Origin of the sequence: Methanolobus zinderi, from assembly GCF_013388255.1 — an archaeon.
Classification (GTDB): Archaea; Halobacteriota; Methanosarcinia; order Methanosarcinales; family Methanosarcinaceae; genus Methanolobus; species Methanolobus zinderi.
This window is the reverse complement of the sequence record NZ_CP058215.1, coordinates 1817805-1838172: the sequence shown is the minus strand read 5'-3', so window position 1 is coordinate 1838172 and position 20368 is coordinate 1817805. Positions and strand designations below refer to the sequence as shown.

Below are 20368 nucleotides of genomic sequence, written 5' to 3'. Positions count from 1 at the left end.
AAAGAATTGTCCTTCAGCTTGATATAGATTGGGACTATTGTATTTCTTTGTCAGTAAAGGATACACCTGCCCTGCAGGTAAAGCACTGATATACCCTGTGAGCTGAGTTTTTTCCTGATTATATCTTCAAGTTCTTCCCGGGTATGATGAATCCCACCGACATTTATCATTTCATCGACATCAAGAACTGTCATGTCAGGAACAAGTGAGCGTACGGTTTCCTTAATATCGGGCGTATCCTGGCCTCCGGTCATGGCTGCCACCCTGTTGTCAAGGATTATCACAAGAAGCTCAAACCCGGAGTTCACTGCATTTACCAGTCCCACTATCCCGGAATGTACAAGTCCGAAATCCCCGATTACTGCAATTCCCTTTTCTTTAAAACCACATGCTGTGGAAATGGCTCCCCCAAGTGAGAATCCGGTATTCACTGCACAAAACGGTTCAGGAGCCGTACGGATGGAACATCCCATGTCACCGGCAACCATCACATCCACCTCTTTCAGAACATGATAGAGGGGCATGTAGGGACATGTCTCACATATGGGCCGGGAACCCCTTGACTCTATGGTCTGGATTCCGGTATATCTTTTGATACTGTATTTATCGATGTTCTTAAGAGCAAATTCGATGTGTTCTTTACTAACGAGTCCGACAGGTACATGTCCGCTGGTTTTGCCTCTGATATTGCCCAGCACATTCAGATGGGATTCGATGAAGTCCTCACTTTCTTCAATTACCAGTATGTGCCTGTGTTTCCTGACAAATCTGCTTACCAGGTCGAAGGGGAATGGTGATACCACATTGAGTATCAGATGCGATAAGTCTGAGTATTCTGTGTTCGAAGATATGAGCTCATTAACTATTGCTGCCGGATATCCCGATGAGATTATACCGATTTCTCCATCATTCTCTGTTATTCTGTTCAGTGGGCTGGTTTCGGACTCTTTGATCAGGAGGGGATAGGATTCCTGATGGAAGCGCTGGTGCTTCCCGTGCATGGTGAGTTTCCAGATAGATCCGTCAAATTTGTTCCTGATAACAGGACCGTCTCTTTCAATCTCTCTTTCAAGGTCACCTTTACTCTTTTCAAGCCTGTCGGTGATTCTGATAATCACAGGTACCTTTGACTCTTCGGACAATTCAAAGGCTCTTCTTAGACATTTATACGCATCCTCAGGTGTTGCAGGGTCAAGAACCAAGAGTTCGGAAATTTTACCGTACCATCGGGAGTCCTGCTCGTTCTGTGATGCGGCTGCTGCGGGGTCGTCCCCTGCAAGAATAACAAGGCCTGCTCCGATAGTGTGCAGCACTGCCGTCATGAGGGGATCTGAGAGTACATTCATACCCACATGCTTGACCATTACCATGGACCTGCGGCCTGTGACGGATGCTCCCAGTGCTGTCTCAAGCGCGGATTTCTCGTTTGTGATCCAGTGGATATCGTAGTTATGTGCATCTTTTTCCTGCATGAATTTCCCGGCAACTGCAGTAATAGGGAATCCTGCAACCGTGGTGATGAACTCCACATCCGAGTCAATGGCTGCAAGATATAATGCATCAAGTCCGGTAGTATCGGGATTACTCTTCATCGTCTCATCTATTCGATCTCAGCTTCAAGGCGGATTGATTCATCGGGACGGGCAAACCATGCAAGTGATGCAAGCGCACCTATGACACCGTTTCCGTCCATCCATACATCAACTCCATGCTCACTGGCATACTGCATTGCATAGTCCTTTGTCAGTTCGCCGGAACGACACTGTTTGCTATACTCGTACACTTCTTTTGGATCAAAGTCCGATAGTACGACCATTCCTGTCTGGTCAGAGGCGCTGTATTTTTTAAGTGCTGCCTTCGTATTTTCCAGCAACTCTCTCTTTGCCAGATCGCCCGTGCAGCCAAATTCAAGCACAGTGGAAACACAATTCTGTGTCCTGGCTTCAACCGGATAGAGCTGTACCAGGGTATGTGACAGGTAAACAGATTCGGGGCAATCGAGTTCCTTTGCTATGTTGTGGGTAAGTGTCCACGTAGCTCCGGTTTCCTTTGTGTCCGTGTCGTCGATGCCAATGAGTACCCTTTCCCTTCTGGGAACAACAATCGTACCTTTTGCAGCACGCCCGCCGCCAGATTCTGTACACTCGTAGCGCAATACTCCTTCGGCAAGTGCCCTGCACTTAGTCGCACCTACCCCGCCACCTCCAAGCCCGGAATAGCTTATGTGGATCTCATCACCACTGACGATTACGGATTCGATGCCCGCTGCCGATCTGGAGGGTTTCAGATCAAGAGTGGATGATCCTGTCCTTACAAGGTAGCGTATCATATTCCCTATAGACCTTGTATTCAGGATAAGAGGTGAGTGCGAATAATGGAACTTAGACCATGCGGCACCACCATAACAGTTCGTATGTTCGATGATCTCCGCGTATTCGTTGTTTTTATCGCATACAACATAGATCCCTTTATAAGGAATCGTGTATGGATCCTCAAGTTCAATCTCTTTCATCTGACTGCTTAATTGCCGGGGTGCACTTTAAATGTTTTGTTAGGGCAGGCCTATCTCACATATCCCTCATCCTTAAGACTCACATACCTCCCATCCCCGATGACAACATGGTCCAGCACATCAATTCCCAGTAGTTTCCCACCTTCCACAAGCTTCTCTGTTACTGCAATGTCCTCCCTGCTTGGTGTGGGATCACCTGAAGGGTGGTTGTGTGAGAGAATTACGGAAGCACATGATTCCATAAGTGCTGCTTTGAATACCTCTCTTGGGTGAACGATATTTGCATTCAGGCTGCCGATGGAGATTAGTTCCTCACGCAGTACCTGGTTCTTTGTATCCAGAAGCAGGGCCACAAGTCTTTCCCTTTTATGCTCGCGCATTTTTGGATAAAGCAGTGAATATACATCTGCAGGGGATCTGATCTTGCGTTTTGGATCATCCGTAAATCCTTCCAGTTTGCGGGCAAGTTCGAATACTGCTGCTATCTGTGCAGCCTTTGCGGCACCAATGCCGTGTATCTGCATGAGCTGTTTGATATTTGCCTGGCTCAGTCTTTTGAGGCTGTATTCCGAAAATATGCGGCTGCACATATTGACTACATTTTCCTTCCTGGACCCCGTTCTTAGAATAATGGCCAGCAGTTCCGCATTTGATAATGCTTCAGGTCCGTATTTGAGCAGTCTCTCCCTGGGACGCTCATCTTCGGGCATCTCACGAATGCATATTTTATACTCATTCATGAAAATCTGAACAATGTTACTATTTATAAATTATTCTAAATTATGCTATTATAATTTAACGAATATCTTATATTTATTCAAATTGTCAGCTTCGTCGTATACTTATAGAATGAATAATCTTAACTCATTTTTATGAAAGTAATCTGTGTTGCAGGCTATAAGAAGACCGGCAAGACAACACTTGTCACCCGTCTTGTTGAAGCTCTTTCTGAAAAAGGGTCAGTGGGTACGGTCAAACTGATGTTCCATCATCGTTTCAATCCCGGGAACACCGATACGGGGAAACACTTCGATGCAGGTGCACAGGGCGTTGTTGCCATAACAGAGGATGAACTTGTCACTATCAAAAGAGATCCAACCCTTGATGATGCCCTTGACTCCCTTGCAGACATGGGTATGGACTTTGCCATAGTGGAAGGTGCAAAAAGTAGTTCTCTGCCAAAGATAGTCCTTGGCGAGGCTGCAGAAAAGGAGGATATGAGCAATGTTGTTGCCCGGCTTCCCGAAAAATCTGACCCGGACATCGGGGAACTTGTTGATCTTGTCCTGCAGCAGGATGATTGGGTAACCCTGGAATCGCTTATCCGTAAGGTCAAGAGCAATCCTGATATCAAATTCTCAGGAGGCATTGCCACTTTCACCGGCATCGTCCGCCAGGTTACAGGTGAAACTCAAACCACGGCTCTTGAATTTGAGAAATATGCCGATGTTGCCGAAAAGGCAATGGATAAGATCTGTACTGAAATGAAACAGAGAGAGGGCATCATCGATGTTGTAATGCATCACCGCACCGGTCTTATCAAAGTCGGCGAGGATATCGTCTATATTGTAGTTGCAGCAGGTCACAGAAAAGAACTATTCATCGCTCTTATTGATTCACTTGAACGATTGAAGGAAGAAGTACCCATATGGAAAAAAGAATTCACGATAGACGGTGATTTCTGGGTTCACGACAAAACAGAAGAATGAAACTCTGATCAGCTTTTGATTTTCAGAGCCTATCGGTTCTTTAATCCCACCTGGTTGTCGATCTCCTCGGCAATCTCTTCGAGCTCATCGAATATGCGCTCGGAATCCTTTCTCATTTCCTGGACCGCAGCCTTGAGACTTCCTCCTCGCAGGTGGAGTCTTCTTCTTTCCCTGTATAGCAGTCCTGCGTTGATAAGATTGCGTACATGGTGATTGACCCTTGATGGTGTTATTTCGAGGCTGTCTGCTATCTTATCAGATGAAACTCTTTCCTCATCCTCTGAAATCTGCTGTAGCAGGTCGATAACGATCCTGGTTGCAAGGTTTTCCGTATCTCTGCCTGATGATAATCCAAAGCTGTTGCACAGCCAGTGGATATCCTGTTCGAGTTTTTTCTCCCGTGGCTTTTCCAGTTTGATAAGTAGTATCTGCCGTGCCATGCTATTATTCTATCTACAATATAGCATATAAATGTTTCTGCATTTTATCGAAATCATATCTACAAAAAGTAGTAATTATGTATTTTATGCAAAAGTTTTATATACTGGGTTAACGATATAGATGTCTGTGATCCGGTGATTTGCCGGAAAATATCTAGAGGATGATTTGTATGATTATAAGGCCAATCGGAGAAAGAGTGTTAATAAAAGCTGTCAAGAAGGCAGAGGTCACGGAAAGTGGTATATTTATCCCTGACTCCGCCCAGGAAGAGAAGAAGGAAGGTATCGTAGTAGGAGTAGGTACCTTCGAAGATGGCAAAACGCTTCCACTTAAAGCCGGAGATCACATAATATATGGTGGTTACAGGAGCGATGAGGTCGATGTTGAAGGAGAAAAACACCTGTTCATCGATTTCAAGGACGTATTAGCTGTGGTGGAAGAGTAAGATAAGCAGGTAATTGCAATAAGAGGTAATCAAGATGGCTAAACAGATCATGTTTGATGTGGATGCACGTAAAGCATTGTTAAACGGTGTTGACAAAGTAGCCAATACCGTAAAGATAACGCTGGGTCCGAAGGGACGCAATGTTGTACTTGACAAGGCAAGTAGCCCGGTGGTCACCAATGACGGTGTGACCATTGCAAAGGAGATCGAGCTTGTGGACAAGTTCGAAAATATGGGTGCAAAGCTTGTCAAAGAAGTAGCTTCAAAGACACAGGATAATACCGGTGACGGTACAACAACCGCTACCCTGCTTGCACAAGCTATAATCACCGAAGGTTTAAGGAACATAACCTCAGGTGCCAACCCAATTGAAGTAAAGAGGGGAATTGAGAAGGCAACGGAAAAGGTTGTCGCGGACCTGAAGGAAAAGAGCAAGGATGTCAAGGACAAGCACAAGATCACCCAGGTAGCTACAATCTCAGCCAATAATGATGAAGAGATAGGCAACCTCATAGCCGATGCGATGGAGAGGGTAGGTTACAATGGTGTTATCACAGTTGAGAACGCCAAGACCATGGAAACATCCCTTGAGGTCGTGGAAGGTATGCAGTTTGAACGCGGTTTCGTTTCCCCGTATATGGCCACTGATCAGGAGAAGATGACCTGTGAATTCGAGGATCCGTATCTTCTGATAACTGACAGGAAGATCAGCACCATGAACCAGATCATCCCCGTGCTGGAAAAGGTAGCAAAGGAAGGCAGGCCTCTTGTAATGATCGCCAAGGATATTGAAGGCGATGCAGAGGCAGCACTGATCTTAAACATCATCCGTGGATCTCTTAAGGTATGTGCGGTCAAGGCACCGGGCTTCGGTGACGAGCAGAAGGAGATGCTTGAGGATATCGCAGTACTCACGGGTGGTGTCGTGATCAGCGAGGACAAGGGCATGAAACTCGAGGAATTCTCTGAGGACATGCTCGGACACGCCCGCAAGGTCAATATCGACAAGAACAAGACAACCGTTGTTGAAGGCAAGGGCGAGAAGGGTGCCATCGAGCAGAGAATGTCCCTTATCGAATCCCAGGTCAATGTAACCGATGCCGAGTTCAAGAAGAAGGAACTAAAGAAGCGTCTTGCAAAACTCGGTGGCGGAGTCGCAGTCATCAAGGTAGGTGCTGCAACAGAGACCGAGGTTAAGGAAAAGAAGATGAGGATCGATGACGCACTGAACGCAACAAAGGCAGCCGTGGAAGAAGGTGTTGTCGCAGGAGGCGGTGTAACACTGTTCCATGCTGCATCAATACTTGAGGATATGGAACTGGAAGGCGATCAGAACATCGGTCTGAATATTGTCAGGCGTGCACTTGAGGAGCCTGTGAGACAGATCGCTGTCAATGCAGGTCGGGAAGGTGCCGAGGTCGTTGCAAGGATCAAGGCCGAAGCGAACGAACAGCTTGGTTACAATGCAAAGACCGATACATTCGAGGACCTCTTCGAGGCCGGTGTGATCGATCCGACAAAAGTTGTCAGAAGCGGCCTTCAGAATGCAGCATCCATTGCAAGCATGGTGCTGACCACAGAGGCACTTGTGACCGACTACGATGATGAGAAGGACCAGCATGCACCAGCGATCATAATCTGATCGCATTTCCTTTTCATTTATTTACTAAAAAGGGAGGTGTTGTCAGAAGTCATATCCGGAATTCAAACAATACCGACCCTCAGTATCGCAGACGAATAAAACAGACATCCTGTAAAATCCATTAAAAAATGGGAGTGATCATATGAGATTTGGACTGACAAGATGGCAGCCAGCGAGGGCAGCAAGATGGGACCCTCTGGACGAAATGAGGCAAATGCAAGATCAGATAAACGATATGTTCAAAGAGATAAGTTTCGGGGACAAATGGTCCGAAAGTGGAGTTCTGGCACCACTAGTGGATGTGAAGGATGAAGGCGACAATATATCGGTGACAACCGATCTTCCGGGCGCCAACAAGGAAGATGTTGATATCGATGTCAGGGATAACATAATCACCATATCCGCAAAATGCGAAAGGGAATCCGGGGATTGCGATGAAGGTTATACCCGCAGGGAAAGGACCTACAGCATGTTCTCCAGAACACTCACACTTCCGGAAAGGGTAACATCCGACGGAGCAAAAGCCCGGCTTGAAGACGGTGTCCTGAAAATTACACTTCCGAAGCTTCAGATAGAAGAGAAGAAAAAGATAATGATCGAATAATACCCGTTTGCTCTTGGGAAAGGTATTCGATTGCAAATAAGGGACAGGTCAGTCGGTTTGAAGGCCTGCCTGTCCTTTGATTTATAGATTATTTATCTATCACTCGTGAGGTGGGGTTTACAGACATCAGTATTTGAGATGCTTAACAATTCAATTTCATCATTTCATACTTAACTACTTCATCAATTTGGGATTAACAAAAAGGCTTTAACATTTACAGACTAAAAATATAGAGGGGAAAATTTCGTTATATAATGGTAGGTTAGAATATGGATCTTAATCGTTTTACACAAAAAGCCCAGGAAGCAATACAGGGCTCAACAACTATTGCTGCAAGGTATATGAACCAGCAGATCGACTGTGAACATCTGCTCCTTGCATTGCTCGAGCAGACCGGAGGACTTGTGCCGACACTGCTCCGGAACATGGATGTACCTGTGGAAAAGGTGGCCCAGAAGGTAGAAACATATCTTGAAGGACTTCCACAGGTGTCAGGACCCGGTGGCGAGCAGGTCTACATGAGTCAGACAATGCGCAGGGTACTGGATACGGCTTCACGTGAAGCAGGTAAGATGCAGGACGAATACGTGAGCGTAGAGCATCTCCTGCTTGCAATCGTCGGTGAGAAAGGCTGTGAAGGAAGCAGGATACTTGCCGGCGAAGGCGTAACAAAGGACAGGCTAGAAGATGTTGTGAAGCAGGTAAGAGGTAACAGGAGAGTCACCTCGGAAAACCCGGAGGCAACAATGGAACCACTCAAGAAATACGGTATAGATTTCACAGAACTGGCATCTCAGGGTAAGCTTGATCCAGTTATTGGCAGGGACCAGGAGATCAGGCACTCCATAGAGATCCTGTCACGACGCAGAAAGAACAATCCTGTGCTCATAGGTGAGGCAGGTGTGGGTAAGACTGCTATTGTGGAAGGGCTTGCTCAGCGTGTGGCAAAGCGTGACGTTCCCGAGGCCATGAAGGATAAGAGGATCATTGCTCTGGACATGGGTGCACTGGTAGCAGGTGCCAAGTTCCGTGGTGAGTTTGAGGAAAGGCTTAAGGCCGTACTCAAGGAAGTTGCCGATTCGGAAGGTCAGATCATTCTCTTCATAGACGAGATACACACCATAGTCGGTGCAGGTGCAACCGAGGGTGCAATGGATGCAGGAAACCTGCTCAAACCAATGCTAGCCCGTGGTGAGCTGCACTGTATCGGTGCCACAACTGTTGACGAGTACCGCAAGTACATCGAGAAGGATGCAGCCCTTGAACGCCGTTTCCTGCCGGTCTTCGTTGAAGAGCCCGGTGTGGAGGATACAATATCCATACTGCGTGGATTGAAGGAGAAATATGAGGTCCATCATGGTGTACGCCTTAAGGACTCGGCACTTGTTGCGGCTGCTGTTATGAGTGACCGCTATATAAGTGACAGGTTCCTTCCTGACAAGGCGATCGACCTTGTGGACGAGGCTGCCGCAAAGAAGAGGACTGCAATTGACAGCAAGCCCGCCGAGCTCGACGAGGCCGACCGTAAGATCATGCAGCTTGAGATTGAGCGTGAAGCCCTGAAAAAGGAGAAGGACGAAGCTTCCAAGGAAAGGCTCGAGAACCTGGAAAAGGAACTTGCGGACATCCGTGCGGAATCCGATGCACTCAGGGCCAGGTGGAGCACCGAGAAGGAAACAATCTCAAAACTTGGTTCGCTCAAACAGCAGATCGAGGAGACCAAGGTGCAACTCGAGCTTGCTGAGAACGACAACAACCTGGAGCTTGCATCAAGGCTCAAGTACGGAACTCTAATTCCTCTCCAGCGTGAATATGCGGAGGAGGAAGAGAGGCTCAAGGATGTGCAGGCAGATATGCTTCTCAACGAAGAGGTAGGCGAGGAGGATGTCGCAGAGGTCGTGAGTGAATGGACCCACATCCCGGTTACAAGGCTTATGGAGGGCCAGCGTGAGAAGCTGGTACACTTTGCAGAGAAGCTGCACGAGCATATCATCGGCCAGAACGAGGCAGTAGAATCAGTTGCGGATGCGGTCATACGTAACTATGCAGGTATAAAGGACCCACGCAAACCCATTGGCAGTTTCATCTTCCTGGGTCCCACAGGTGTGGGTAAGACCGAGCTTGTAAAAGCACTTGCATCAGAACTGTTCGATGACCCGGACAACATGGTGCGTATTGACATGTCCGAGTATATGGAGAAGCACACCGTTGCCCGTATGATAGGAGCACCTCCGGGTTATATCGGTCATGAGGAAGGAGGCCAGCTCACAGAAGCTGTGCGCCGAAGGCCGTACTCAGTGGTACTCTTCGATGAGATCGAAAAGGCCCATCCCGATGTGTTCAACATCATGCTGCAGATACTGGATGACGGAAGGCTGACAGACTCCAAGGGACGTACTGTTGACTTTAGGAACACCCTGATAATCATGACCTCCAACATCTTTGCAGGTGATCTGACAGAGCTGCTCACAAAGGAGGAAGAATACAGTCCTGAGCAGGGATACGCAGAGCCTGAGAGTAAAGAAATGAGCTACCAGGAGCTCCAGATCAGGGCAATGGAGGAGCTTGGTAAGTACTTCAGACCTGAGTTCCTCAACCGTATCGATGAGGTTGTTCTCTTCCACGCCCTCAAGCCCGAGGAGCTTGCACAGATCGTCGAGCTTAAGGTAAGGGATCTTGAAGCAAGGCTAAAGGAGAAGCGCATCCGCCTTGAGATCACAGATGCTGCAAAGCAGTACTTGGGCAGGGCAGGATACAGTGAGACCTTCGGTGCCAGACCTCTGAACAGGGTCATCCAGCACGAGGTCGAGACAAGAATTGCCAAACTCATAGTTGCAGGTGAGGTCCCCGAGGGTTCAACTGTGACCGTGGACTCAAACGGCAAGGATATCCTTGTTGACGTCTCGGAAGAAGAACAGTGATCTCAAAAAAAAGTGATCAAAACCGGTAAGAATAGTCTCTGAACATTGGATGGCCGGTAGATAGGCCATCTATTTTTTCATGTTTCTCTTTTTTTCTTAGAATTATGTAGAGTTTCAGAATCCAAGTACCATTCTGATAAGGGCTATCAGATAAGAATAATATTTTCTATTAGTTGATTCTATTTCAATCCTGATCTGAGATATTCTTTAAAAGCCATTAAATCATAAACTTTGAAAACTAACATAGGAACGGATAAACCCTTATTCAGCTTGATGCCAAAAGAACAATGCGATTGTTCAAAGGCTTCAATTGTTTTTGCGGGAAGGGGTCTGTTTAGTATATTTTTCGAATACTCGACATAGTCTTCGAATATATTCGCTCCCATATCGCATGGAAACAGAAGTAACACATCCGGCATGTTACTGAAGTTAAACGGAAACATGCGGCACATGGTTGGCCTGCGATCATATATGCTGCATTTGTCTGATTCCAGAAATGGACAGGGGGGAGAGATTTTGTAATGATCTTCGCCGTCTTCATTCCAGGATTCGATCCTATCGGCCTTATATTTTGATGCCTGCCTTAATATTTCCAGATCTTTTTCATCCAGATTGATATCTGCTATTTTACAGCAGGTCGCAGGACACGTGGACGGGCATGAATAGTGCGAAAGTATCTCCTGAACAGTTTCAAAAACAGGTAAGTCACTCAACCCTCTTTCCCCATACATAATAAAAGGTCAATGGATTTCTGTATATTAATGTTTCTAAATGTCACATTAGGCAAAATATTCTATGTATGTTTTATTCTGGCTGGGAGTAAATAGGATTTTTAAGTTTTCTCTACATTACATGAAGTTGAACATTGACTCTGATGAACCTTTAAGCTTGAATTCTCATTTTAGGGAAAGGTTTGAGATGTGAGAAGCGATTTGAGGGAGCTTCTTGATGTTACACGGAATAGATATCTGTGTTAGCAATAAAAATTTCATATCAATAAAGATTGGATTTGTTTTTTGGTTATAAGAATGTATTATGCACATTTACCTAACCTATACTTTTATATTCTGTATCCATATACTTTTAAGTGGAGGGAAAAATGACTGTATTAAGTATACTGGGTTGTAAAATACTTCAGGATGAACTTGTTTGGCTTTTAAGCAATGATTCTGATATTGACAACATTTTAATCGTAGAAAATGAAAATATTTATGAGTTTACAGAAAAACTTGATGAACAGCATATTCATTATGAGATTTTGCCACTTGATAAAATATCAAATAAACTTGAAGATACTGATGAAAATAAAGTGACTATTGTTGTTAACTTCCTGGAAGTTGCACTCCATATGCTGCTAGATAAACTGAAATCTGAAGTCTATCAAAATATGAGAGAAATGATAACATTTTCCAGCGGCATCCTTCTTTTCTATGGTCTTTGTGGCAATGTTTTGGGTGACGTAGAAAAAGACTTCTCTATGGAAAGTGATGGCTGTGTAATACGGATACTCAAGGATAATACTGGCAGAGTCGTCGATGACTGCATTGCGGCAACTGTAGGTGGTTATGCAAACTACTTTAAATTAATAACAGAAAGCACTAAAGAGCCTGCTTTCTTTTTGACACCCATGTTTGCTACTTCATGGAAGGAATTCCCTCTGACAGGTTATGATTTTGATTCAAATCCAGAGGAAGCCTTAAGACTGTGGAAAATGGTTAATGACATTGCTGGATATTCAAGAGTGGCAAAGGTCAACACCGGTCTTACTTACGTAGAAGACTTTGATGAAAAAGTAGAAGAATATGCAAAGCTGTTCGGATACAGTATATTTGAGATCAGCGGTAATCAGGAGATATTTGAGAACTGTTATCAATCAATAAAAAATGAATTAGGCATCATATGATTTTTAAATTATTGTTTTTTCTATTGCGTACAGCACAAACATATATATTTTATAATACATCGTCTCCCAAAAAATCCTGGCGGAGCAAAGTCGGGATAATCATGCCCCCTCCTCACATGAGACTGCTGTAATCACTCCAGTACAGTCCTCTTCCCCCTCGCCCACAGCTCATCATACTTCTTTCGAAGTTTTTCAGCGTATTCCTTGTCAAACATCTTCATTTCCCCGAGCAGTCCGTCCGGGTTCAGCGGGTCGGGGATAGGTATGTATACCACGTTGTCATCGATTACCACGAAATCATAGTCACATTCTAGGATTCTTACTTCCAGATTCTCTTTAATTGTTTTCCTCACATTTGAATCCTCAATATGGGTGTATTTCTCCTTCAGGTGGGTTATGAAAAAATCCGCAGGCAATAGCATCTTTATTTTAATCCCGGATTTTGCAGCCCGGATGAACTCGTCTGTCACAAGGGGAAGAAGTATGTTTGGATTCAGATCCTTGTGGCGTCTGGTCTTGTTCTGCAGAGCTTCTTTTGTCTTCATGGACTTGACATGCAGGATCTCATTTTCGGTTTCATCCAGCGTGTTCTTTATACTCTTGACTATGTCTTCCTCGCCGATAAGTGTTGACCAGAACTTGATCTCGGTGTGGTCCGGATAATTGCTGTCTGAAAAGCTGTCCTTGAGCTCCGATATCTTCAGTTTGAAACTTTCAAGTTCGCTTTTCGTATTCTCTTCTTTCCTGGTGTAGAGGTTGTCAAGTGCAACTTCCGGTTTTATTGCTCTGTATTTCCTGGGTCTTGATCTCTGGAACACTACAAGTCCCATATTGTTCAGGTTTGAAAGTACCTCGTATATCTTCCCCACGGGTATGCCTGATATGCGTGAGAGCTCCTGTGCACCTGTAACTCCTTCTTTTATGAGTGTGGAGTAAGCGGATGACTCGTATTTAGTAAGTCCAAGATCTCTGAGCAATCTCTCGTTATCCATCTGTCTGCCCTCTTGATTATTGTATTATTATCATTATTGTGTCTTCAAATTTAAAACAACTAAGCAGAGGTTTTTAATAAAAGTTTTGTAGCTTTTTGTATGGATTAAAATATTTATTAATGCATGTGGTTCAACTCTTTACCAGTTTTTTCCAGAGTGAAATCTTTAAGTTTACTTTTTCTCTTTGTATTGGCAAGGGTGTTTCCTCTCTCGTTACACACCGTATGAGAGTTTAGTTCTAGTATATCCAGTCACTCTCGAGTTTATAATTTCAAACACTTCGATATATAGAAAGGTTTATGTATTAATAATCCAATCTCATACCGTGTACCCACGGCAAAACTTGTCGTGAATTCAGTACCACCAATCCAACCACCCCAAAAAGAGACACCTCCAGTAGGTGTCTCTCCTTTTTCCTTAATTTTGATTTCTTTAATTCAGATTTGAATAGAGAACTTCTTCAGAAATAGGAAATGTTATATAGCAGATTTCTTATTATATGCTTTAAATGACGATAAATAGTCAGGTTTGTCTTAATTGCGCAAAAATTCAGGAAACTGTTAAACCTATTTATAGTTTCGGAAAAAGCAGACTTTGTCAGCTTCAGCTTTTTGGGATTGAAGAAGACCTGTTCTGCAGCATAAAAAGCAAGTTGTCGCCATACTTTACTTTTCACTTTTTGCAGGTTGTTTTAAGGGTAAAACCCTTATATAGCAATATTGCAGTTAAAACAACCAAAAAGGAGTTTTATTATTCGAATAAATACTAAGGAGTGTCGATCATAAAGGCCAATTTTGAAAAACTCGGGGTATTCATTGAGGATAATTCCATACCCATTCTGATCATTGCATTATTATTGATGGTCATCTCCTTCCAGGGTGCCTCTATGATCGAGATGGCATCGGGTACCGATACCTTTGTCGATAAAGATTCAAAGCTCTATCAGGACTTCGACCATCTGTACATGAATCTCTTCAGTACGGAATCCATTGTTGTGATGGTGGAAGGAAGCGATGTCACCCAGCCTGAGGTGCTAAAGGCAATGGATCGCCTCCAGCAGTCCACACAGAATATACCCAATGTACTGGAGGTCACCTCTGCCTCATCTGTTATTAAGGACGTGACGTATCAGAACACGGGCCGGAGTGAGATTCCTGAGGATGAAGCGGTGATCGATGAGATCATTGAATCGGATGTTCCGGAAGCACTGGTACCTGATCAGACCCATGCAGTTGTTTCTGTTGTCTTCTCAGGTTCCGCTTCAGAGGCCATGCAGGAGGATATTCTGCGTGAGACCGAAAGATCGGTCGAGATGGCGCTTTTCCCGGCTGACTATAATATTATTGTAACAGGGGACCCGGCGTTCAACATAGCCATGAACGAGGAAATGATGAGCAGTATGAGTCTTTTGCTCATGCTCTCCGTTGTTCTGATGGTTATCGTACTCTATCTTGTATTCAGGCATGTACGCTGGAGACTTCTGCCTCTGCCCATCGTATTGCTTGGTATTATCTTCACATTCGGTGCCATGGGGTATCTCAGTATCCCGATGACCATGGTTTCCATGGCTGCCTTCCCGGTACTCATTGGTCTGGGAATAGATTATGCGATCCAGTTCCACAATCGTATAGAAGAAGAACTTGCAAAGGGTGAATCCCCCGAAGAAGCTGTGATCGATACGGTCAAGCATACAGGGCCGGCAGTACTAATAGCATTGATAATCACAGCCCTTGGATTCTTCTCGCTGTTCACATCATCGGTCCCTATGATACAGGATTTCGGAAAACTTCTGATGATAGGTATACTGATGTGTTTCCTCTCATCTCTCTTTGTAGGTGTTACGGTAATCTACGGTCTTGACAGGCTGGGAGATAACCCGATCATCAGAAAACTCAAACCAAATTCAGCTTCAAAGAAAAAAGAAATTAAAACGCAGGATGAAGGTCCTGATTTCCTGGATCGTGTAATCGGAAAGACTGCCGCGATCTCAATGCGCCATCCACTAATCATACTGGCAGTTGCAGGCCTGCTCTGTGTTGGTGGTATCTATGTTGATACAAAAGTTCCCATAAGTACGGACACCGAAACCTTTGTTCCACAGGATATGCCGGGACTGATAGACCTGCAGCATATGAGTGATATCCTTGGTGGCAGCGATGAACTGAATATCATTATAAAAACCTCTGATAACGCAGACCCCGAACTGCTCAAATGGATGGACGAGTTCGGTCAACATGAAGTGGACGGCAGGAGCCATGTATATGGTTCCAGCAGTATCGTGGATGTTGTCAAAAGCATGAACGGAGGAACTATTCCTGATGACAGGGCAGAGGTAGTTGCACTTTATGAGCAGATGCCGGAGACTACCAGAGAAAGGTATATGCACGGCAACACGATGACCATGCTCAACCTCAATATCGGTAATGCCATGGGAGAGCTCGGGCTGGAAGGGATCGAAGCTCTCGGGGAAGTGATTGAAGAGGATATAGCATGGATGTCTCTCCCTCCCGGAACAAGTGCCACCATCACAGGCAGATCAATGGTCTTTGTTGAGGTTATAGCCGCACTTACATCAGGAAGGACACTCATGACACTGCTTGGTCTGGTACTGGTATTCTTCGGTCTGCTGGTAATCTACCGTGACTATCTCAAGGCACTGACACCTGTCATAACAATGGCAATGGTAGTTGGCTGGTCGGGTGGTATCATGTACTACTCCGGAATGGAGTACAACCCTATGACAGCGACACTGGGTGCACTGATCCTTGGTGTGGGTTCTGAGTATGCGGTACTCATGATGGAGCGGTATTTCGAAGAAAAAGAAAGGGGTGCAAGTCCCGAAGAAGCTATGGAAGAAGCCAGTGTAAAGATCGGAAAGGCAATATTTACTTCAGGCCTGACCACGGTTTTCGGTTTCTCGGCACTGATAGCCTCACCTTTTGTAATCACAAGCAGTTTCGGTATGATAACCGTTATCGATGTTGTGCTTGCATTGCTGGCAACCTTTGTCATATTCCCTGCTGTGATAGTGTTCCTGGATACTCACCGTGAGAACGGGAAAAAGAAAAATCAATTGAAGGATGTAACACTAACTCCTGCCACAGGTCCGGCTAAGAACACTCCGGAGGTAGACCTTACATGAATAATTTCAGTAAAGCAATGAACAAAAAAAGAATCATTTCAGGTTCTCTGTTTATCTGTATCCTTCTTGCAACTCTGCTTGTCCTGTGTATGCAGCCGGCAGGTGCGAAGGATTACATCCCTCTGCCTTATGAATATACGGAGAACTATTACAACACTTATGGCGAACCGGCACTTTACTCATCGGTTGTCGGTGATACGGAACTCAGCAGAGGTGAGACCGCTCAGATTAATATAGTCCTTGCAAATCGCGGTATCTTCAAAGGTGTGAAAGCAGACAAGGATGTAGGCAGCTCCGAAGTGCTTCACCAGCTTTCTCTTACGGAACTGGAATATGAGACTAAGAGAACCACGGCACAGGGAGTAAAAACTACCCTCATTTCAAACACGGAGTTCATCGAAGTCGACCCTGCAACGAGCAGCCAGACGCTGGAAGAGGTAGTACCGGGCCAGTTGCCCGATCCCCTAACATTTACATTAACTGTCTCGAACAATGCTCCTGCCGGAACTTACATGTTGGAGTTGCCGGTGGAATACGAATACCAGAGTGATGTCAGGATGACCACCGATGAGGTTGCACAACTGGGTCTGTCAACTGACCATGCAAATTATTATAAAAATGCCAATACCACAATGCAGATTCCTGTGATCGTGGAACCGGAAGCAAGATTCGAGGTAAGTGAGGTATCCGGAGATCTGGAAGTAGGTCAGAGCAATGTCATCAATGTGACTTACACCAATATAGGAGAGCTCCCTGCAAAGGATGCTGTGGCAAGGGTAATTGTAATGAAACCTCTCAGCTCGGAGAATACGGTAAAAAGTCTGGGAACCCTTCAGCCCGGGGAGAGCAGGACTATCTCCTTTGAGATCGGCTCATCTGACAGTGCAGTGGAAAAGATCTATGGTCTGGATAGTGAGATCAGATACATTGACGATGATGAAGAAACGGCGTTTTCGGAGAACATGAAGGTAGATATAAATGTCCGGATGCCTGACAGACAATTCAATATTACAGCCATTGCCCTGGCAGGTCTTGTTATTATGGGGCTGGTATTGATTATCAAGAATATAAGGAAAAATGGAAGCAATAATAAAATCAAGAACAATGAAGAGGATAAATATGATTAAGATCAAAAACTTGTTAAGGTCAGTTCCGTTTGTCCTGCTGGTCCTCCTGGCGTTGTTCCCTTCACAGGCATATGCCCAGGAAATGACTACAATGGACCTGGATCTCCCGGAATTCTTCAATTTTGATGAGAACTACTACACTGTTTATGGTGGTCCTGATGTTAGTGCCACAATGGTGGGTGACAATGAGTTCTCCCGTGGCGATGAGGTAACCCTCAGCATCAATCTCATGAACAAAGGCGTGATCACCGGCTTTGAGTCCGACGACGAGCCTGATTTCGGATCTGATCTGGATCAGAAGTTGCAGAAAGCAGAGATGGGTTATGAGGCACAGCGTACCACTGCCATCGGAATAGTTGCAGCACTGGAATCCGACAGCCCGTATGTCAGAGTAAAGTCCGGCCCTCAGGAGGCAGGCTCCCTTTCAAGCGGTCAGCAACTGGACAGTCCTGTAAAATTCAATATAGAGATATCAAAGAACGCTCCTGCCGGAGAATATCCACTCAATCTCACCATGGTCTATGGTTATCAGGAGAACGTACAGGTGAATGGTGACAATGAGACGGATCTTGGTATCACCAATATGGAAGTTGGCATGTGGTATGCTGTCGGCCAGCAGGTTCAGCCGCTTTCCGTTGTTGTTGAAAAGGAAGCAGACTTTGAGGTCGCAAACGTCACAGCTAATCTTGAAGCAGGCGGAGAAGGCTTGCTGCGTGTTGCCTATAAGAACGTAGGTGAAGAAGAAGTAAGGGATGCCACGGTCAGGATTAGTGCCGATGATCCTTTCAGTACAACCGATGACCAGTCCTTTATAGGCTCAATCGCACCAGGTGAGACCTCTGAGGCCATATTCAAGCTGAAGGTGGACGAATCGGCCGTTCCGAAGGTATACGCCATTAACAGTGAGATCAAGTACGAGGACAGCGACGGACACAGCCAGATATCCGACACCATCAAGATCCGGGTAGAGATCCTGCCAGCAGGTTTGTCTGGCTCCGGTATGGCAAGCCTTGCTGTAGTTGGTGGGGTCATAATAGTTCTCGGACTGGTATATGTCGGCGGCAGGAAATTACTGAGTGGCAGAAAAGACTGAACGGGCAGGTGAAGTGAATTCCGATGCTTCTTACAGATTCCCTTCAGGAAATCGGCTTCACCTCCTATGAAGCCAGGGTGTTTGCAGCGCTTGTGAAAAACGATACTGCTACAGTGGCAACCCTTAATGCTGATTCTGGTGTTCCCAGCTCAGCGATTTACGGAGCTTTGAAAAAACTTGAGAAAAAAGGTCTGATAGAGGTCCAGAATACCCGACCTGTGCGCTATAAATGTCTTCCTCCCGAAGATGCTGTCAACAAACTCAAACGCAGTTTTGAGGATAAATGTGACAGCATCCTGCTTGAACTGGATAGCATATACCGGAGCTCGGCGGAGGATAATTTGGAGGAAGCCATATGGACCATAAACGGGGTCAGGAATGTGGCTGATAAGATCATCCAGCTTGTCGGGAATGCACAGGAAGAGATTCTGGTACTGAGTTCATCCACACCGTTTTATACACTCGCCAGGAGGTATCCTTCTTTTATAAAGGATTACGAGACGATCATGGCTCTATTCAACGAAAAGATTGCTGAGGGTGTGAATGTACGTTTTGTCAGTTCTACAGAAGAAGAAGCCCGCAAGATATCCGAAAATATACCACTTGCATCTGTACGGATCAATCTGGATCAGGACGTTCCATGTGAACTTAAGAGTTTTGTGATCGTTATTGATAATTCCGAGATACTGGTGGATGTTATAAATGAGGATCAGGGGGAGACCGATTTGAAGGCTATCTGGACAAATGGCAAGGAATTTTCGGCAACCATTTCCCATCTTCTCAATGCCAAATGGAAAATTTCTGAAAAATATAATCTGGTGTGATTTTTCTTTCAGGAAGATTTCATAACATGCATTTTCTCTTTATAATTTGCTTTCAGGTATAGCTGATCGGGTTTGAAAGCAAATTTGTTAAGAACTTATTTTCTGTTACAGATGAGACTATATTGCTAACTAAGAATTCTATAAGTTGATTTTTAGCATATGTTAACAGGCGTTAACAAAATATGTCGCTATATTGTGTTTTTCTGAATAATGGATAGTAAGATTGATATAGCAGTTGTGCATATTATATGCACATCCGATCATACGTTTTTTGCAGGAGATACCATGATAAACAACGAAGATATTCAGAAATTAGGTAAGGAACTCAAAGATATACTTAAAATTGATACTTCTCCGGTTGCTGTCCGTCTTGTAAAAGCCGACGAAGAGATTCCTGAAGGAATTCCTCATATTGATGATAAAACCCGCCACTGCCAGATGGTGGATAACGTAAGAAGGCTGGGTACCCAGTTCTACGCCTTACCTGAAGACCATCAGTGTAAAGGAGGAGCTGCCGTAATGGGTCTGATGGAAATGAATCCGAAGCTTAAGTCCGGTGAAGTATACTATAATCTGAACCACTTTAAAACCCTTGATTCTGCAAAGACAACTATGGAAAGGGTCCCTATGGTTCCGGCAAGTTCTATCAAGGCTGTTGTTTATTCTCCTCTTGAGAAGGCTACTTTCAAACCGGATGTTATCCTTATCATTGCAAAACCAAAACAGGTTATGGAACTTTCACAGGCACTGCTCCACAAATCCGGCGGTCGTATAAATTCAGGTTTTGCAGGTAAGCAGAGTGTCTGCGCAGATGGTGTTGCCTACCCATACCTTAGCGGTGAGGCCGGAGTAACCATCGGTTGCAGTGGAAGCCGGAAATACACAGAGATACAGGACGAGGAAATGATAATGAGCGTTCCTGTCGATATGCTTGCTGATCTTGTGGAATCTGCCGAATCTATGTTTGGCACTTACGCCTGTTAATCCTATTATTTTTAATTCGGCGCTTTAAG

General features: G+C 45.0%; 17 protein-coding genes. 11 read left to right on the top strand and 6 right to left on the bottom strand.

The annotated features are described in order from the left end of the window. Positions 1–50: 50 nt before the first annotated feature. Genes HWN40_RS08995 through radC form a run of 3 tightly spaced genes read right to left on the bottom strand, consistent with a single transcriptional unit; the run spans position 51 to position 3252 of the window. The gene (locus tag HWN40_RS08995; protein ID WP_176965419.1) at positions 51–1592 is read right to left on the bottom strand and encodes a thiamine pyrophosphate-dependent enzyme; all 1542 of its coding nucleotides are present in this window, start codon (positions 1590–1592) and stop codon (positions 51–53) included. Between the two features lie 8 nt (positions 1593–1600). After that, complete coding sequence (gene mmp11, locus HWN40_RS08990) at positions 1601–2512, bottom strand: methanogenesis marker protein 11 (RefSeq protein ID WP_176965418.1); 912 nt, start codon at positions 2510–2512, stop codon at positions 1601–1603. A 50-nt stretch (positions 2513–2562) separates the two neighbouring features. Continuing rightward, entirely contained in the window at positions 2563–3252 is a 690-nt protein-coding gene (gene radC, locus HWN40_RS08985; RefSeq protein ID WP_176965417.1) for a RadC family protein, read from the bottom strand. Positions 3253–3384: 132 nt separating this feature from the next. Here radC and HWN40_RS08980 point away from each other — a divergent pair, with 132 nt between their 5' ends. Further along, positions 3385–4221: a molybdopterin synthase gene (locus tag HWN40_RS08980; RefSeq protein ID WP_176965416.1), complete on the top strand. Its 837-nt coding sequence runs from the start codon at positions 3385–3387 to the stop codon at positions 4219–4221. A 29-nt stretch (positions 4222–4250) separates the two neighbouring features. Here HWN40_RS08980 and HWN40_RS08975 read toward each other — a convergent pair whose 3' ends face one another. After that, positions 4251–4661, bottom strand: a complete 411-nt coding sequence (locus HWN40_RS08975; RefSeq protein WP_176965415.1) for a winged helix-turn-helix transcriptional regulator — start codon at positions 4659–4661, stop codon at positions 4251–4253. Positions 4662–4831: 170 nt separating this feature from the next. On the opposite strand from HWN40_RS08975, the gene groES reads away from it, so the two are divergent. The 4 genes from groES (at position 4832) to clpB (ending at position 10274) form a co-directional block, all read left to right on the top strand. Then, entirely contained in the window at positions 4832–5107 is a 276-nt protein-coding gene (gene groES, locus HWN40_RS08970; RefSeq protein WP_176965414.1) for a co-chaperone GroES, read from the top strand. A 34-nt stretch (positions 5108–5141) separates the two neighbouring features. Further along, positions 5142–6749, top strand: a complete 1608-nt coding sequence (gene groL, locus HWN40_RS08965) for a chaperonin GroEL (RefSeq protein ID WP_176965413.1) — start codon at positions 5142–5144, stop codon at positions 6747–6749. Positions 6750–6891: 142 nt separating this feature from the next. After that, entirely contained in the window at positions 6892–7353 is a 462-nt protein-coding gene (locus HWN40_RS08960; protein ID WP_176965412.1) for an Hsp20/alpha crystallin family protein, read from the top strand. A gap of 269 nt (positions 7354–7622) precedes the next feature. Next, positions 7623–10274, top strand: coding sequence for an ATP-dependent chaperone ClpB (gene clpB, locus HWN40_RS08955; RefSeq protein ID WP_176965411.1), 2652 nt, complete (start codon positions 7623–7625; stop codon positions 10272–10274). A gap of 179 nt (positions 10275–10453) precedes the next feature. Here the strand turns inward: clpB and HWN40_RS08950 are convergent, their stop codons facing one another. Next, on the bottom strand, positions 10454–11005 hold the full coding sequence (locus HWN40_RS08950; RefSeq protein ID WP_176965410.1) for a YkgJ family cysteine cluster protein: 552 nt from the start codon (positions 11003–11005) through the stop codon (positions 10454–10456). A 356-nt stretch (positions 11006–11361) separates the two neighbouring features. Between HWN40_RS08950 and HWN40_RS08945 the strand changes: the two genes are divergently transcribed. After that, positions 11362–12177: a DUF1638 domain-containing protein gene (locus HWN40_RS08945; RefSeq protein WP_246275885.1), complete on the top strand. Its 816-nt coding sequence runs from the start codon at positions 11362–11364 to the stop codon at positions 12175–12177. A 131-nt stretch (positions 12178–12308) separates the two neighbouring features. Here the strand turns inward: HWN40_RS08945 and HWN40_RS08940 are convergent, their stop codons facing one another. Further along, the gene (locus tag HWN40_RS08940) at positions 12309–13169 is read right to left on the bottom strand and encodes a TrmB family transcriptional regulator (RefSeq protein WP_176965409.1); all 861 of its coding nucleotides are present in this window, start codon (positions 13167–13169) and stop codon (positions 12309–12311) included. 895 nt (positions 13170–14064) lie between these two features. On the opposite strand from HWN40_RS08940, the gene HWN40_RS08935 reads away from it, so the two are divergent. The 5 genes from HWN40_RS08935 to HWN40_RS08915 all read left to right on the top strand — a co-directional run bounded on the left by HWN40_RS08935 (position 14065) and on the right by HWN40_RS08915 (position 20339). Continuing rightward, on the top strand, positions 14065–16311 hold the full coding sequence (locus HWN40_RS08935) for a hydrophobe/amphiphile efflux-3 (HAE3) family transporter (protein ID WP_246276023.1): 2247 nt from the start codon (positions 14065–14067) through the stop codon (positions 16309–16311). Then, positions 16308–17438 (top strand): COG1361 S-layer family protein, encoded by a 1131-nt coding sequence (locus tag HWN40_RS08930; RefSeq protein WP_246275884.1) that lies wholly within the window; start codon positions 16308–16310, stop codon positions 17436–17438. Before HWN40_RS08935 ends, HWN40_RS08930 begins: the two co-directional genes overlap by 4 nt. Further along, the gene (locus HWN40_RS08925) at positions 17431–18531 is read left to right on the top strand and encodes a COG1361 S-layer family protein (protein WP_176965408.1); all 1101 of its coding nucleotides are present in this window, start codon (positions 17431–17433) and stop codon (positions 18529–18531) included. Before HWN40_RS08930 ends, HWN40_RS08925 begins: the two co-directional genes overlap by 8 nt. 23 nt (positions 18532–18554) lie before the next feature. Continuing rightward, a complete protein-coding gene (locus HWN40_RS08920) occupies positions 18555–19355 on the top strand; it encodes a TrmB family transcriptional regulator (RefSeq protein ID WP_176965407.1) in 801 nt (266 codons plus the stop codon). A 285-nt stretch (positions 19356–19640) separates the two neighbouring features. Next, complete coding sequence (locus HWN40_RS08915) at positions 19641–20339, top strand: DUF169 domain-containing protein (protein WP_343044080.1); 699 nt, start codon at positions 19641–19643, stop codon at positions 20337–20339. Positions 20340–20368 lie beyond the last annotated feature (29 nt).